This is a genomic window from Sphingomonas nostoxanthinifaciens (genome assembly GCF_019930585.1).
GTDB classification, from domain to species: domain Bacteria; phylum Pseudomonadota; class Alphaproteobacteria; order Sphingomonadales; family Sphingomonadaceae; genus Sphingomonas_I; species Sphingomonas_I nostoxanthinifaciens.
The window spans coordinates 4130939-4145051 of sequence record NZ_CP082839.1; the positions used below are offsets into that span (position 1 = coordinate 4130939).

Below are 14113 nucleotides of genomic sequence, written 5' to 3' on the forward strand. Positions count from 1 at the left end.
ATTGTATCACTCATCGTATTTGGCCGGTTCAGATCGGCCGTGCTACTCGCACGCTCGTGGCCGATCCCGTTCCGACCCCCTGGCGCTATCGCCACCGTCTGCCCACGCGCCTGTGGCACTGGCTGAACGCGCTTACCGTCATCATCCTGCTGATGAGCGGGCTGATGATCTTCAACGCGCATCCCCGCCTCTATTGGGGGCAATATGGCGCCAACCTCGATCGCGCGTGGCTGCAGATCGGGCCGACGTCGACCGGCGGCCATGTCGTGATCGGCAGCATCGACGTGCCGACCACCGGCGTGCTCGGCCGCTGGCGCGACAAGCAGGGCAACGTGCAGACGCGCGCTTTCCCTTATTGGGCGACGATCCCGTCGCGCTACAGCCTCGCCGGCGCGCGACGCTGGCACATCCTGTTCGCGTGGCTGCTGGTGGTGCCCGGCTTCCTCTACGTCGTCGCGAGCCTCATCAACCGCCACTTCCGGCGTGATCTGCTGCCGTCGCGCGACGAACTGCGGCCGCGGCATCTTTGGCAGGACGTGAAGGATCATGCCCGCCTGCGCCTGCCGACCGGCGACGCCGCCGCCCGCTACAACATCCTCCAGAAGCTCGCCTACGATGCGGTGATCTTCGGCCTGATCCCGCTGATGATCCTGACCGGGCTCACCATGGCGCCCGCCTTCGACGCGACCTTCCCATGGCTGCTCGAGCTGTTCGGCGGACGGCAATCGGCGCGTTCGCTGCATTTCCTGTCGGCGATGGGCCTGCTCGCCTTCACCATCGTTCACCTGACGATGGTGGTGCTGGCGGGGCCGGTGCGCGAGATCCGCTCGATGCTGACCGGCTGGTTCCGCTTGCCGCCGGAGCGCCGGCGCAATGACTGAGATCGTCTCGCGCCGCCGCGCGCTGGGCGGGCTCGCCGCCGGTGCCGGCGGGCTCCTGCTCGCGGGCTGCGACCGCGTCGCCAAGACCACGACCGCGCGCAGCCTGTTCACGGGCGCCGAGGCACTCACCTATCGCGCCAACCGGCTGCTCACCGCCCGCGACGCACTGGCGCCCGAATATGGCGCGGGCGACATCTCGCCGGTCTTCCGCTCGAACGGCACGGCGATGCCGGGCGGCGGCGATTATGCGGCGTTGCTGGCCAACCGCTTCCGCGACTGGCGGCTACAGGTGACCGGCCTCGTCGCGCGACCGCTGTCGCTGTCGCTCGACCAGATCGGCCGGCTCCAGCGCCGGACGCAGACCACGCGCCACGACTGCGTCGAGGGCTGGAGCGCGATCGGCCGCTGGACCGGCACGCCGCTCGGCCCCCTGCTGGCGGCGGCAGGGCTGTCGGGCGCGGCACGCTACATCGTGTTCCACTGCTACGACCTGATCGGCGGCACGCCTTATTATGAGAGCATCGATCTGGTCGATGCCTTCCACCCTCAGACGATCCTCGCCTACGCGCTCAACGGCCACCTGCTGCCGGTGCCCAACGGCGCGCCGCTGCGGCTGCGGATCGAGCGCCAGCTCGGCTACAAGCAGGCCAAATATATCCATACGATCGAGGCGGTGGCGTCGCTCGCCGCGATCGGGGCCGGCAAGGGCGGCTATTGGGAGGATGTCGGCGATTACGCCTGGTATGCCGGCATCTAGCGCCGGCTGAGGCCGATGATGTCGATCGGCCCGTCGCGATAGTGGCGGACGATGCGGCGGTCGCGGGCGAGCGCGCGCAGGAAGCCGCCGCCCGGATCGAACGTCTCGGGGCCGAGCCGCAGCAACCAGATGGTGGGCACGGCGCGCGTCGCCGGCTCCTGCGCGATCGCGTCGAGCTCGGCCTGCGGCAGCGAGCTCACCCCCCGCGTGCCGGTCGGGTGCCAGCCATGGCGAATCTCGAGCGCCGGCACCTCGGCAGGAATAGCGCGGACGGGGATGGCAAGGCTCCGATCGCCAAGCGCGCGCCGCAGCGGCAGCGCGCCCTCATTGGGATAGGCATAGATCATGTCGCCCGGCGAAACGCGCGCCGCCAGCCAGTCGATCGCGCCATACCAGTTCTGGAAGGCCCCCAGCGCGCGCGTCTGGACGTCGCCCGCCAGCATCGACGCCATCAGTATGAATGCCGCACCGATGCCGATCAGCGGGCGCCGCACCGTGCCGACCGTTCCGATCGCGAGCAGCAGCAACGCCGGCGCGGCGACGGGGCTCATGATGCGCGTGACGAACACCGGCGTGATCGTCAGCGAGATCACGATCGCCAGCATCACCGGCAGCAAGGCGAGCACCAGCAGCATCGCCGCCAGCCGCCATCGTTCGCGCCCGATCGCGCCGAGCCCGGCCGCTGCCAGCAACAGCGCTGCCACCCCGACCCAGCCCGGCACGCCGTAAAGCGTCATGACACGATCGAACAGCATCGGGGTGAGTGCGAAGCGCAGCCAGGTCGCGTGCCGCCACACCGTCGATTGCTCGTGGAGAATGACGAGGCCCGGCAGATAGGCCAGCGCCACCGCGAAATGGCCGATGGCGAGCAGGAGCAGGTCGCCGCGCCGCAGCCTGCGCCATGGCAAGGCGAGCGCCAGCGCGATCGTCAGCGTCACGGCATACAGCAGCCCCAAATTGTGGAGCCACAGCATCGCCTCCAGCAGCAGCAGGTAGGCGAGGATCGACCAGCGCGGCGGGCGCCCGTCGTCGCGCGCGATCCGCAGCAGCAAGGCGGTCGCGGCGGCATAGACCAGCACCATCAGCGGATAGGGCCGCACCTGTCGCGCCATCTCGACCATCGCCAGCGACAGGCAGGCGAGGCCGAACGCCGCCACCGCCAACCACCGCCGCCGCTCCGTATCCCAGCCGAGCCATCGGCCGGCCGCGTCCGCCGCCAGCGCCATCACCGGCAAAGTCGCGATCCCGGAAAGCAGGCCGAAGCCGCGCAACGCCGCGAGGCTGTCGCCCAGCACGCTGACCCAGAGGTGCAGCAGGGTATAATAAAAAGGCGGGTGTGTTTCGTAGAGCGGCACCACGCGCCACAGGAAGGCGAGGTCATGGTCCGCCGCGAAGGCGCTATAGGCCTCGTCCAGCCACAAAGGCTCGCGCGTCACGTGCCACAGCCGCAGCGCGAGGCCGAGCGCGAGGAAAAGAACGGCCAGAGCGGCGGGGCGGATCGCCTTGGTCTGCACGGGCTCAGGCCTAATCGCCGGCACCCGCTTTGTCGCGCGCATATCGCGTCCCCCTTGTCGCGCGGCACCGCTGCGCCATAAGGGCGCGGCATGTTCCGTTCAGCCCCTGCCCCGGTCGATACGCCTGCCGGCTGGTGGAACAGCGGCTGGTTCCTCGCCCTGATGGTGCTGGTCTCGATCGTGCCGCTGCTCGCGCCGGTCACCCCACCGCTGACCGACCTCGCCGAGCATATGGGGCGCTATCGCATCCAGCTGAGCGATCCGTCGTCGCCGCTCAGGGCCGAATATTTCAGCTTCCACTGGGCGTTCATCGCCAATCTGGGCGTCGACCTGCTGGTGGTGCCGATGGCGGCATTGTTCGGGCTGGAGCTCGGCGTGAAGCTGATCGTGATCGGCATCGTCGCGCTCACCACCACCGGCATGATCTGGATCGCGCGCGAGGCGCATGGCCGCGTACCCGCGCCGGCATTGTTCGCGCTGCCGCTCGCCTACAGCTTCCCGTTCATCTGGGGCTTCGTCAATTTCCTGCTGTCGATGGCGCTGGCGCTCAACGCCTATGCGTTGTGGCTGCGGCTGGGGCGGCAGGGGCGCTGGCGGCTGCGCAACGGCCTGTTCGTCGTCATCGGGCTGGTGCTCACGACCGCGCACATCTTCGGCTGGGCGGTGCTGTGCCTGCTCGCCTACGCCGCCGAGGTCGTGCGGAAACGCGATGCCGGCCGGCCGATGCTGCTTGCCTTGTGGGAGGGCGGGCTCGCCTGCCTCAGCCTCGCGCCGCCAATCCTGCTGCTGCTGGTCTGGCGCTCGGGCGACGCCAAGGGCGCGAACCAGGACTTCTTCGACTGGGCCGCGAAATACGTCTATTTCATCTCGATCCTGCGCAACCACTGGCGCAATTTCGACCTCGCCAACGTCTACCTGCTGTGGGGGCTCGTCTCGTTCGGGCTGGTCGGCGTGGGCGTGGTGATGAACCGCACGCTCGGCGTCGCCGCGTTGATGCTGATCCTCGCTTACCTGCTGCTGCCGCGCATCCTGCTCGGCTCGGCTTATGCCGACATGCGGCTGGCGCCTTATGTGGTGATGATCGCGGTGGTCGCGCTGGCGGTGCCGCGCCCTTCACGCCGCGCCGGGCACATCCTGGCGGGCACCGCGACCGCGATTTTTCTGATCCGCATCATCGGGCTCACGCAGAGCTTCGCCGCGCACGATGCCGCAGCCCAGCACCAGCTTGCGGCGCTGGATCATGTGAAGCCCGGCAGCCGCGTGTTCGTGCAGGTGGCGCTGCAATGCATCGGCCGCTGGGAGACGACGCGGATGGATCATCTCGGCGCGATGGCGATCGTGCGGCGCGACGCCTTCGCCAACGGCCAATGGACCGATCCCGGTGCGCAGCTCGTCCGCATCCGCTACGCGCCCGCCCGCCACTGGGCCGAGGATCCGACCGAGATCCTGCGCCCGCCGCCCTGCGCCCCGCGCCGGACGCGCTTCTATCCGAAGAGCGTCAACGACCTGCCGCGCAAGGCGTTCGACTATGTCTGGATGATCGATCTGCCGCGCGCCAACTGGTACAGCTTCCCCGGGCTGGAACCGATCTGGACCGGCGGGAAGCGCGGCATCCTCTACCGCGTGGTGCCGACCGGCTCCGCCACCAGCGCCAGCGACACGCCGACCGGCAGCAAGCCGCGCACCGCGGCATAACGTTCCCACCCGAACAGCCGCGCGAGCGCACCGTTTACCGCGCGCGGCGGCATCGCATCCTCGTCGCCGCCCTCATGCCCGCGCAATCGGTTGAGCCAGCGCACGCCGACGATCGCGGGCAGCAGCAGGCTGTTGAAGTGCGATTCGTGGAGCGGCGCGTAGCCCGCCTTTCGCACCACCGCGCGCAACGCCTTGGCGGTGTAGCGGCGCTGGTGATGATGCGCGACGTCGTGGCCGCTCCACAGGCTGGGCATCGCTGGCACCGCGAGGAACAGCCGGCCACCCGGCGCGAGCTTGGGCCTGAGCGCCTCCAGCGCGCCGAGATCGTCCGGGATATGCTCCAGCACGTCGAGCAGCACGATCAGATCGTAGCGCCCGTCCTCCAGCGGCACGTTGGGCAGGTAGCCGCCCTTCAGCGTCAGCCCGGTGCGCGCCTCGGCGAAGGCGCGTGCATGATCGTCGGGCTCGATCGCATCGACCGTGCCGAAATGCTGCAGCATCGCGATGTTCGATCCGGTGCCGGCGCCCACCTCGAGGATCGCCATCGGCCCCGGTTTCGGCCGGAACTTCTCCAGCAGCGCGGTGAGGATCCGGCGCCGCCCGACGAACCACCAATGATCACGGTCGATCTCGGCCATGCGGTCGTAGACGTGGCGTTCCATCAGCCGCCGACCGCCTCGCAATCCGTCTTCTCGATGCCGATGCGCTCGCGGATGACGTAGATCGGCCGGCCCTTCGCCTCGATCAGGATGCGCCCGACATATTCGCCGAGCACGCCCAGCGACAGCAATTGCACGCCGCCGAGGAACAGCACCGCCACCATCATCGACGCATAGCCCGCGACATCGACGCCGTAGAGGATCGTGCGGCCGATCAGGTAGGCGGCATAGGCCAGCGCCACCACCGCGATCACCGCGCCCATATAGCTCCACACGCGCAGCGGCACGGTCGATGCGGAGGTGAGCCCGTCGATCGCAAGCTTCCACAGCTTGATATAATTGAACTTGGTGGTGCCGATCGCGCGTTCGGCACGGTCATATTCGACCGCGGTCTGGCGGAAGCCGCCCCATGCGAACAGCCCCTTCATGAAGCGGTTGCGCTCGGGCATCGCCCGGATCACGTCGACCACCTTGCGATCGAGCAGGCGGAAATCGCCGGCATGTTCGGGGATCTTGTCCTCCGACAGCCAATTGTGCGCCCGATAATAGAGATCCGCCGTCAGCCGCTTGGGCAGAGAGTCGGTCATGCGGTTGCGTCGCACCCCGTAGACGACCTCATAACCCTGCCGCCACTGATCGAGCATCGCGCCGATCACCTCGGGCGGATCCTGCAGATCGACGTCGATCGGCACCACCGCCTGGCCGCGCACGGTGTCGAGCCCGGCGGACAGAGCCGCCTCCTTGCCGAAATTGCGCGACAGCGAGATGCCGACGATGCGGCGGTCGCGCGCATTGGCGGCCATGATCACGGCGAGCGTCGCATCCTGGCTGCCGTCGTCGACGAACAATATCTCCCACGGCAGCGCGCCGCCGTCCGCCCCGCGCAGGCCGTCGAGCACGCCGCCGACCCGCGCGACGAAGCCGGCGATCGCCTCCTCCTCGTCCTTCACGGGCACGATCAGCGAGATGTGCGGCGTTTCGGCCATCATGATCGACCCTTGTGGGTCAGGGCGGCCCGCAATGGCAAGCGGCGCGACGGAGTAGCTCGGGCTCATCGGAACACCCACCAGCGATTGATGCCAAAGATCAGGATCGGCGTCACGAACCAGATCGGAAGCTGCACGGTCCAGTGCGGCCAGCGCAGCGCCGTGCCCAGCAGCCACGTCCAGAAGGCGTTCATGGCGAAGCCCGGCAGCGACGCGAGCGCGAAGCGCAGGATGCTGCCGGCGTCACGCTCGCCATGGTTGCGGAAGGTCACGCGGCTGTGAAGCACGTAGCCGAGCGTCGCCGCGACCAGATAGCCGGCGACGTTGCAGATCTGCAGGGGCGCATGGGTGAAGCTGTCGAACAGGACGAAGACGAGCGTGTAGACGCTCGTCACGATCCCGCCATTCACCCCATAGCGCACCAGCTGCCACAACGTCTCTTGCCGTGCCGCCGCTGCCGTCACCTGGCACGACCCCCTTGTTCTTTGATTTCCGCCGTCTAGAGCGCCGGGCCTGACGAGGGAAGAGCGGTGACGACGGGCGCTGACGACAGAACGCATTGGCGCTGGTGGTTTCTGCTCGCCTGGGCGGTGATCGCGGCGTGGCTGCTCCATTACAAATGGAACGCGATCCACTGGTTCGCGCTGTCGGATACCGATGACAATATGCGCTTCGCGCAGGTGCGCGCGCTGATCGACGGGCAGGGCTGGTACGATCTGCGCCAGCATCGCGTCGATCCGCCGGCCGGCATCTCGATCCACTGGTCGCGGCTGGTCGACCTGCCGATCGCCGCGCTGATGCTGCTGATCCGTCCGGTCGCGGGCGGGGCCGAGGCGGCGCGCTGGGCGTGCGCGCTGGCGCCGTTGCTGCCGCTCGGCCTCGGCCTCTATGCGACGATGCTCACCGCGCGGCGGCTGGTCGATCAGTGGGCCTTCCTGCTCGCCGCGGCGATCGTCGCCTGCGCGCAGACCACCATGCTGATGTGGATGCCGCTGCGCATCGACCATCATGGCTGGCAGCTGGCAACGCTGGCGGTCGCGGTATCGGGCATGGCGGATCCGAAGCGCCTGCGCGGCGGGCTGACCGCGGGGCTCGCGACCGCCGTCTCGCTGACGATCGGGCTGGAGCTGCTGCCTTATCTGGCGGTGACCGGCGCGCTGATCGCCTTGTGGTGGGCGATCGACGTCGATCAGCGCGAGCGGCTGCGCGGCTATGGCGCGGCGCTCGCCGCCGGTACCGCGCTTGGCTATGTCCTGTTCGGCTCGTTCGACAATGCGCAGATGCTGTGCGACGCGCTGACCCCGGTCTATCTGTCGACGCTGCTGGCGGCTGGCGGCATCTGCGTCGCGCTCGGCTCGCTGCCGATTGCCGACCGGCGCGTGCGTCTCGCGGCTTTGGTCGTCGCGGGTGCCGCGATCGGCGCGGGCTATGCGCTCGCCTTCCCGCAATGTCTCGGCCGGCCCGAGCGCGTCTCGCCCGAGCTTGAGAAGATCTGGCTGAGCCACGTGCGCGAGGCGAAACCGCTCTACCAGCATAGCTGGCGCGTCTGGTTCCCGACGATCAGCCTGTCGGCGATCGGGGTGATCGGCGCCGCCGCCACGCTGTGGCGCGAGCGCGCGACGCCGCGCGCGATGCCGTGGCTGCTGGTGCTGCTGCTCTCGATCTTCTCGGCGCTGCTGCTGCTGTGGCAGACGCGCGCCGGGCCGGCGTCGCAATTGATGGGCGTGATCGGCGCGACCGCGCTCGGCTGGCCGCTGATGCGCTGGACGTTCGGCCATCGCTGGATGGCGGTGCGCGTGCTCGGCACGGTCACGGCCTTCCTGTTCGTGTCGGGCGCCTTCGCCGGGCTGATCGTCAAGAACGTGCCTGAGAAGAAGCCGCAATGGCGCCAGCGGGTCGATACCGCCAACCGCCGCTGCCCGACGCTGCCGGCACTGAAGCCGATCGCCGCCTTGCCGCCGCAGACGATCCTGACCTTCATCGATCTCGGCCCGCGCATCGTCGCGGTGACGCGCCACGACGTGATCGCAGCGCCTTATCATCGCGCGGGCGATGCGATCCTCGACGTCCAATATGCCTTCCGCAGCACCGATCCGGAAACGGCACACCGCACGATGCTGCGCCACAAAGCGAGCCTGCTGCTGATCTGCCCCGGCCTGTCCGAATCGACCGTCTATGGCAGCGAGGCGCCCAAGGGCTTCTACGTCCAGCTGGTGAAGGGTCAGGTGCCGACATGGCTCGCGCCGGTGACGTTGCCGGCCGGATCGCCGTTCAAATTGTGGCGGCTGATCGGCTGAACTCCCCGTTAGCGCCGCGTATTCCTGCGCACGCAGGAACCCAGTGGCTCCACGCTCAGCCCGGCGCTCTGGGCTCCTGCTTCCGCAGGAGCACCGGATGCCCCTCAGACTCCGAAGCTCGCCTTGATGCCGTCGATCACATATTGCGCGGCGAGCGCCGCCAGCAGCACGCCCAGGATGCGCGTGATCATCGCCTCCAGCTTGTCGCCAAGCACGCGCATGATCGCGCCAGACGCGAGCAGCATCGCCAGCATGATGACGAGCACGCAGATCAATGCCGCCAGCGCCACGAGCAGCCCCGTGCCGTGGCTGTGGGACGTCGTCAGCATCGCCGTCGCGATCGAGCCCGGCCCGGCGATCATCGGGATCGCCATCGGGAAGACCGAGATGTCCTCGGGCTCGGCGCGATGCTGCTCGACCTGGCGGCGGTGGATTTCCTCCGCACGTTCCTCGCGGCGCTCGGTGCGCTTCTCGAACACCATCTCGAGCGCGATCAGGAACAGCATGATCCCGCCCGCGACACGAAACGCATCGAGGCTGATGCCGAGCGCGTCGAGCAGGGGCGAGCCCGCCAGCGCGAACAGGATCAGCACGATCGCGGCGATGACGACCGAGCGGAACGCCATCTGCCGGCGCCAGCCGGGACTGCCCTCACGCGTCAGGCTGGCGAAGATCGGCGCGCAGCCCGGCGGATCGATCACCACGAAGAAGGTGACGAACGCCGACAGGAAAAGCGCGAGCATCTAGAGCCCGTCGGGCGCGACGAGCCCCTCGTGCAGGTGCGCGGCGACCAGCGTATTACGCAGCAGTACCGCGATCGTCATCGGCCCGACGCCCCCCGGCACCGGCGTGATCGCGCCTGCGACCTCGCGCGCCTCGGCGAAGGCGACGTCGCCGACGAGCCGCGTCTTGCCCTCGTCCGCATCGATGCGGTTGATGCCGACGTCGATCACGGTCGCGCCCGGCTTGATCCAGTCCCCGCGGATGAGCTCGGGCACGCCGACCGCGGCGACGACGATGTCGGCGCGGCGGACGGCGCCGAACAAATCGCGCGTGCGGCTGTGCGCGATCGTCACCGTGCAGCTTTCGCGCAGCAGCAGATGTGCCATTGGCTTGCCGACGATGTTCGAGCGGCCGACCACCACCGCCTCCAGCCCCGCCAGATGCTCGTGCCGATCCTTCAGCAGCATCAGGCAGCCGAGCGGCGTGCAGGGAACGAAGCCCGGCAGCCCGCTCGCGAGCCGACCGGCATTGATCGGGTGGAAGCCGTCGACATCCTTGTCCGGGTCGATCGCGGCGATCACCGCATTGCTGTCGATCTGCGGCGGCAGCGGCAGCTGGACGAGGATGCCGTCAACCGCCGGATCGGCATTGAGCGTCGCCACCAGCGCCAGCAGGTCGGCCTCCGCGGTATCGGCGGGCAGGCGGTGGGTGAAGCTCGCCATGCCGGCCGCCTCGGTCGCCTTGCCCTTGGCGCCGACATAGACCGAGCTCGCCGCATCCTCGCCCACCAGCACCACCGCCAGCCCCGGCTTGCGCCCGGCCCGCGCGACGAAGCCCGCCGCGACCTCGGCCAATCGTGCACGCAGCGTGGCGGCGAACGCCTTGCCGTCGATGATCGCGGCGGTCACCTCAGCCGCCGATCGCCGCGCGCGCCACCGCCGGCAGGACGATCGAGCGCAGGATCTGGATGATCAGCAGCACCACCAAAGGCGAGAAATCGAGCGCGCCGAAATCGGGCATGATCCGCCGGATCGGCCGATAAAGCGGCTCGGTCATGCGGCTGAGCGCGAACAGCACCTGCCGCACGAAATCGTTGTGGGTGTTGACCACGTTGAACGCCACCAGCCAGGAGAGGATTGCCTGGATGATGATGATCCACAACAGGACCGAAAGCAGCAGGTCGACGATCTGGAGCAGGGGGATGATCATGTACGCCTCCCTAGCCGAGCCGGCCGCGCCGTTCCAGCCACTGGCGAAACGACGGGCGGCTCCCCATATCGCCTTGGCGCGACGCTTCCCTTTTCGGCCGCCAGCCGCTAAGGGAGCCCGCTTTTCGAGACATATCAGCCTAAGGATTTCGCTTGGCGAAAGAAGAACTGCTTGAGATGCGCGGCCAGGTGGTTGAGCTTTTGCCCAACGCCATGTTCCGCGTGAAGCTCGAGAACGATCACGAGATTCTCGGCCATACCGCCGGCAAGATGCGCAAGAACCGCATCCGCGTGCTGGTGGGCGACGAGGTGCTGGTCGAGCTCACGCCCTACGACCTGACCAAGGGCCGCATCACCTACCGCTTCAAGTAAGCAGGCGCGTGGCGTCCGTGCGGCTGGTTCTCGCCTCCGCCTCACCCCGCCGTCTGGATCTGCTTGCGCGCATCGGCGTGAGCGTCGACGCGGTCGACCCCGCCGATATCGACGAGACCCCGCTGAAGGGCGAGGCGCCGACGGATCATGCCCGCCGTCTCGCCGCCGCGAAGGCAGCGGTGGTCGCGGCGCGCCATCCTGGCGCGATCGTGCTGGCCGCCGATACCGTGGTCGCCGCCGGCCGCCGCATCCTGCCCAAGGCAGAGGATGCTGGCGAAGTCGTGCGCTGCCTCACCCTGCTCGCCGGCCGCCGCCACCGCGTGCTGAGCGCGCTGACGGTGGTCGATGCCGCAGGCAAGGCGCGCCATCGTCTGTCCACCACCATCGTCACCTTCGGGCCGCTGCCCGCCGCCACCATCGCCACTTATGCAGCCTCCGGCGAGGGCGTCGGCAAGGCGGGCGGCTATGCCATTCAGGGCGCCGCCGAAGGCTTCGTGCGCGCGCTGGCCGGCAGCCATTCGGGCGTGGTCGGCCTGCCTTTATTCGAGACGCGCGCCTTGCTGATCGCGGCTGGGCTGGCGCTTGGCTGAGTGGCTGTTCGACGCCGGCATCGGCGAAAGCCGCGCCGCGCTGATCGAGGGCGGCCGACTGGTCGAGATGGCGGTCGAATGGGACGATGACGGGCTGCGCGCCGGTGCCGTGCTGCCCGCGCGACTGGTGCGCAAGGCCGACGCGTCGGGGCGCGGGCTGGCCGAGACCGCGGACGGCCAGACGGTCCAGCTCACGCCGGTGCCTGCAGGCCTCACCGAGGGCCGTACCCTGCTGATCGAGATCACGCGCGCCGCACAGCCCGAAGATGGCGCGTTCAAGCCGCCCCGCGCACGTCCGGCTCTGGCCGATTCGGTCGAGACACCGGGCCCCGACCTTCGCGCGAGACTCGCCGCGCTAGGGCTGCCGATCCGCACCGGCACCGACGGCTTCGCCGCCGCCGGCTGGGACGAGGCGGTCGAGGAAGCCGCGCGCGGCATCGTCGCGCGGCCCGATGCGCTGCTGCGGATCGTGCCGACCCCAGCGATGACGCTGATCGATGTCGACGGCGCCGGCGCGGCGGCCGACCTCGCGCTCGCCGGCGCGCGCCTGGCGGGCCGCACGATCCGCCTCTACGATCTCGCCGGCTCGATCGGCATCGACCTGCCGACGATGACCGGCAAGGCCGACAGACAGGCCGCCGCCACCGCGCTCGACGCGGTGCTGCCGCCGCCGTTCGAGCGGACCGCGGTCAACGGCTTCGGTTTCCTCCAGATCGTACGGCGCCGGGTACGGCCCTCGCTGATCGACCGGCTGACGGCCGATCCCGTCGGAGCGGCTGCGCGCGTGCTGCTGCGACGGGCGGCGCGAGCCAGCGGCCACGGCGCGCTGACGCTCAGCGCCGCGCCCGGCGTGATCGCGCGCCTGGCCGCGCGGCCCGACTGGCTCGACCAGCTCGCACGGCAGGCCGGCGCGATGCCCGCCTTGCGGGAGGAAGCCGGCCTCGCCATATCCGCCGCACATGCCTTCCGCGCCTTCCCCTAGCCGCCAGCGCGGCCAAGCCGCATGCCCCGCCTGCGGCGCGCCCGCACAAGCAGCGCATATGCCCTTCTGCAGCCAAGGCTGTCGCGATCGCGACCTGCTCAAGTGGTTGTCGGAGGGCCATCGCATCCCCGGCCCGCCCGCCGACGACGAGGTTGCCGATTTCGATCGCGAGGGGATGGACAGGGAAGCGCCACCTTCCCTATAGGCCCCGCTTCCGACGCTTCCGTGCCCAGGTAGCTCAGTTGGTAGAGCACGTGACTGAAAATCACGGTGTCGGCGGTTCGATCCCGTCCCTGGGCACCACAGCATCGCTTTCGGCGATCAAGTGTCGGGTTTTTCCGCAAATGGGTTGCGGATGCGCAAAGCGTCATCGATCACCAGCCCATCGTGCATGTCTTCCGACCACAGCATGTCGCAACCCGCGAGCCGGGCGGCGGCGACGATCATCGCGTCGTAGAGCGACAGCCGATAAAGCTCGGCCAAGCGCAAGCCCGCGTCATGGGTCGCGATCGTCAGCGGCGCGACATCCACAAGCGGGCGAATGGCCGCGAGGAAAGCGTGCGTTTCCGGCCATGAAAATCCGGCCTTGCGCCGCAGGACATTGGCCGTCTCGTTCAAGACCTGGACGCTGATCAAGGCACCTGCCGCCAGCAGCGCCTCGACCCGGTCGGCTTTCGCGGGATTCCCCGAAGCGAGATAGATCAGGACGTTACTGTCGAGAAAGCTAGCGGCCATTTGCCTCGTCCCGGTCGAACTTGAAGTCCGCGGGGAGGCGACCGCGATAGGCGCGCAACCGCGCCAGCAGCTCGTCGGTGCCGGGTTTGCGCGCCACGCCCATGCTGTGCGTGTCGGCGACGTGCAGTTCGATATCATCGCCCTCGTGAAGGCCGAGCGCCTCCACCACCGAGGCGGGCAATCGAACGGCCAGGCTGTTACCCCATTTGGCGACCTGCATCGCGATCTCCGTGGATATACGAATGCGTGATGTATATCCGGAACCAGTCCCCCGCAACATGCGTGGCGCAATCACCGGTATAAAGCCGCATTAACCCGCGCCCGTTATGACCGGGGCATGGACTGGATCGCCGCATATCATCGCCTGACCGAGTTGATCGTCGGGCTCGTCGGCGGGTCGGACAAGCTGGCGCATGTCCATGCAGGCCTCATCATCTATGTCGGGGCGCAGATCGTGCTGCGCACGCGCCGTGCAAACGGCCTGGCATTGCAGGCAGTATTGCTCGCAGAGGTGCTGAACGAGACCGCCGATCGGCTGTTCTGGGGCTCGTGGCGCTGGGCGGACACGGCCGGCGACATGGCGGCGACGTTGCTGTGGCCGAGCCTGCTCTACGCGCTCAGCCGCTATCGGCGCAGTCGCTGGTCGTCGGTGCAGCCGGCGTGGGCGACGCCGCCGCGCGCGGCAGGCCTGCAGGAAGGCTGAGGCCGGCGGCG

At 68.9% G+C, this 14113-nt stretch carries 18 protein-coding genes and 1 tRNA gene; 10 read left to right on the forward strand and 9 right to left on the reverse strand.

What is annotated here, in order from left to right:
- The first annotated feature begins 56 nt into the window (after nucleotides 1–56).
- Entirely contained in the window at nucleotides 57–881 is an 825-nt protein-coding gene (locus K8P63_RS19750) for a cytochrome b/b6 domain-containing protein (protein WP_223797681.1), read from the forward strand.
- Nucleotides 874–1638 carry a molybdopterin-dependent oxidoreductase gene (locus K8P63_RS19755; RefSeq protein WP_223797682.1) on the forward strand — a complete coding sequence of 255 codons (765 nt, stop codon included), beginning with the start codon at nucleotides 874–876 and terminating at the stop codon, nucleotides 1636–1638. Before K8P63_RS19750 ends, K8P63_RS19755 begins: the two co-directional genes overlap by 8 nt.
- On the opposite strand, the gene K8P63_RS19760 is transcribed toward K8P63_RS19755, so the two are convergent.
- Nucleotides 1635–3194 (reverse strand): hypothetical protein, encoded by a 1560-nt coding sequence (locus K8P63_RS19760; protein ID WP_223797683.1) that lies wholly within the window; start codon nucleotides 3192–3194, stop codon nucleotides 1635–1637. The genes K8P63_RS19755 and K8P63_RS19760 overlap by 4 nt on opposite strands.
- Before the next feature lie 48 nt (nucleotides 3195–3242).
- On the opposite strand from K8P63_RS19760, the gene K8P63_RS19765 reads away from it, so the two are divergent.
- Nucleotides 3243–4847 carry a hypothetical protein gene (locus tag K8P63_RS19765; protein ID WP_223797684.1) on the forward strand — a complete coding sequence of 535 codons (1605 nt, stop codon included), beginning with the start codon at nucleotides 3243–3245 and terminating at the stop codon, nucleotides 4845–4847.
- On the opposite strand, the gene K8P63_RS19770 is transcribed toward K8P63_RS19765, so the two are convergent.
- From K8P63_RS19770 to K8P63_RS19780, 3 genes are all read right to left on the reverse strand, one after another.
- Nucleotides 4769–5509 carry a class I SAM-dependent methyltransferase gene (locus tag K8P63_RS19770; protein ID WP_223797685.1) on the reverse strand — a complete coding sequence of 247 codons (741 nt, stop codon included), beginning with the start codon at nucleotides 5507–5509 and terminating at the stop codon, nucleotides 4769–4771. The two genes, K8P63_RS19765 and K8P63_RS19770, sit on opposite strands and share 79 nt — an antisense overlap.
- Nucleotides 5509–6492, reverse strand: a complete 984-nt coding sequence (locus K8P63_RS19775; protein ID WP_223797686.1) for a glycosyltransferase family 2 protein — start codon at nucleotides 6490–6492, stop codon at nucleotides 5509–5511. Before K8P63_RS19775 ends, K8P63_RS19770 begins: the two co-directional genes overlap by 1 nt.
- 65 nt (nucleotides 6493–6557) lie before the next feature.
- Complete coding sequence (locus tag K8P63_RS19780) at nucleotides 6558–6956, reverse strand: GtrA family protein (RefSeq protein ID WP_223797687.1); 399 nt, start codon at nucleotides 6954–6956, stop codon at nucleotides 6558–6560.
- Nucleotides 6957–7022: 66 nt separating this feature from the next.
- Between K8P63_RS19780 and K8P63_RS19785 the strand changes: the two genes are divergently transcribed.
- The gene (locus K8P63_RS19785) at nucleotides 7023–8789 is read left to right on the forward strand and encodes an AcrB/AcrD/AcrF family protein (protein ID WP_223797688.1); all 1767 of its coding nucleotides are present in this window, start codon (nucleotides 7023–7025) and stop codon (nucleotides 8787–8789) included.
- 104 nt (nucleotides 8790–8893) lie between these two features.
- On the opposite strand, the gene K8P63_RS19790 is transcribed toward K8P63_RS19785, so the two are convergent.
- Genes K8P63_RS19790 through K8P63_RS19800 form a run of 3 tightly spaced genes read right to left on the reverse strand, consistent with a single transcriptional unit; the run spans nucleotide 8894 to nucleotide 10721 of the window.
- Complete coding sequence (locus tag K8P63_RS19790; protein WP_223797689.1) at nucleotides 8894–9532, reverse strand: MarC family protein; 639 nt, start codon at nucleotides 9530–9532, stop codon at nucleotides 8894–8896.
- Nucleotides 9533–10420: a bifunctional methylenetetrahydrofolate dehydrogenase/methenyltetrahydrofolate cyclohydrolase FolD gene (gene folD / locus K8P63_RS19795; protein WP_223797690.1), complete on the reverse strand. Its 888-nt coding sequence runs from the start codon at nucleotides 10418–10420 to the stop codon at nucleotides 9533–9535.
- Between the two features lies 1 nt (nucleotide 10421).
- Entirely contained in the window at nucleotides 10422–10721 is a 300-nt protein-coding gene (locus K8P63_RS19800) for a YggT family protein (protein ID WP_223797691.1), read from the reverse strand.
- Nucleotides 10722–10873: 152 nt separating this feature from the next.
- On the opposite strand from K8P63_RS19800, the gene infA reads away from it, so the two are divergent.
- From infA to K8P63_RS19825, 5 genes are all read left to right on the forward strand, one after another.
- Nucleotides 10874–11092 (forward strand): translation initiation factor IF-1, encoded by a 219-nt coding sequence (gene infA, locus K8P63_RS19805; protein WP_010162480.1) that lies wholly within the window; start codon nucleotides 10874–10876, stop codon nucleotides 11090–11092.
- Between the two features lie 17 nt (nucleotides 11093–11109).
- Nucleotides 11110–11682, forward strand: a complete 573-nt coding sequence (locus K8P63_RS19810) for a Maf family protein (protein WP_223797692.1) — start codon at nucleotides 11110–11112, stop codon at nucleotides 11680–11682.
- Nucleotides 11675–12664, forward strand: coding sequence for a ribonuclease E/G family protein (locus tag K8P63_RS19815; protein ID WP_223797693.1), 990 nt, complete (start codon nucleotides 11675–11677; stop codon nucleotides 12662–12664). The genes K8P63_RS19810 and K8P63_RS19815 overlap by 8 nt, the downstream gene beginning before the upstream one ends.
- A 58-nt stretch (nucleotides 12665–12722) precedes the next feature.
- Nucleotides 12723–12869, forward strand: coding sequence for a DNA gyrase inhibitor YacG (locus tag K8P63_RS21065; RefSeq protein WP_398288042.1), 147 nt, complete (start codon nucleotides 12723–12725; stop codon nucleotides 12867–12869).
- 22 nt (nucleotides 12870–12891) lie between these two features.
- Nucleotides 12892–12967 (forward strand) — tRNA-Phe (locus K8P63_RS19825).
- An 18-nt stretch (nucleotides 12968–12985) separates the two neighbouring features.
- On the opposite strand, the gene K8P63_RS19830 is transcribed toward K8P63_RS19825, so the two are convergent.
- Both K8P63_RS19830 and K8P63_RS19835 read right to left on the reverse strand, forming a co-directional pair.
- Nucleotides 12986–13399 carry a PIN domain-containing protein gene (locus K8P63_RS19830; protein WP_223797695.1) on the reverse strand — a complete coding sequence of 138 codons (414 nt, stop codon included), beginning with the start codon at nucleotides 13397–13399 and terminating at the stop codon, nucleotides 12986–12988.
- A complete protein-coding gene (locus K8P63_RS19835; protein ID WP_223797696.1) occupies nucleotides 13389–13619 on the reverse strand; it encodes an AbrB/MazE/SpoVT family DNA-binding domain-containing protein in 231 nt (76 codons plus the stop codon). Before K8P63_RS19835 ends, K8P63_RS19830 begins: the two co-directional genes overlap by 11 nt.
- A 117-nt stretch (nucleotides 13620–13736) precedes the next feature.
- Between K8P63_RS19835 and K8P63_RS19840 the strand changes: the two genes are divergently transcribed.
- A complete protein-coding gene (locus tag K8P63_RS19840; protein ID WP_223797697.1) occupies nucleotides 13737–14102 on the forward strand; it encodes a hypothetical protein in 366 nt (121 codons plus the stop codon).
- Nucleotides 14103–14113 lie beyond the last annotated feature (11 nt).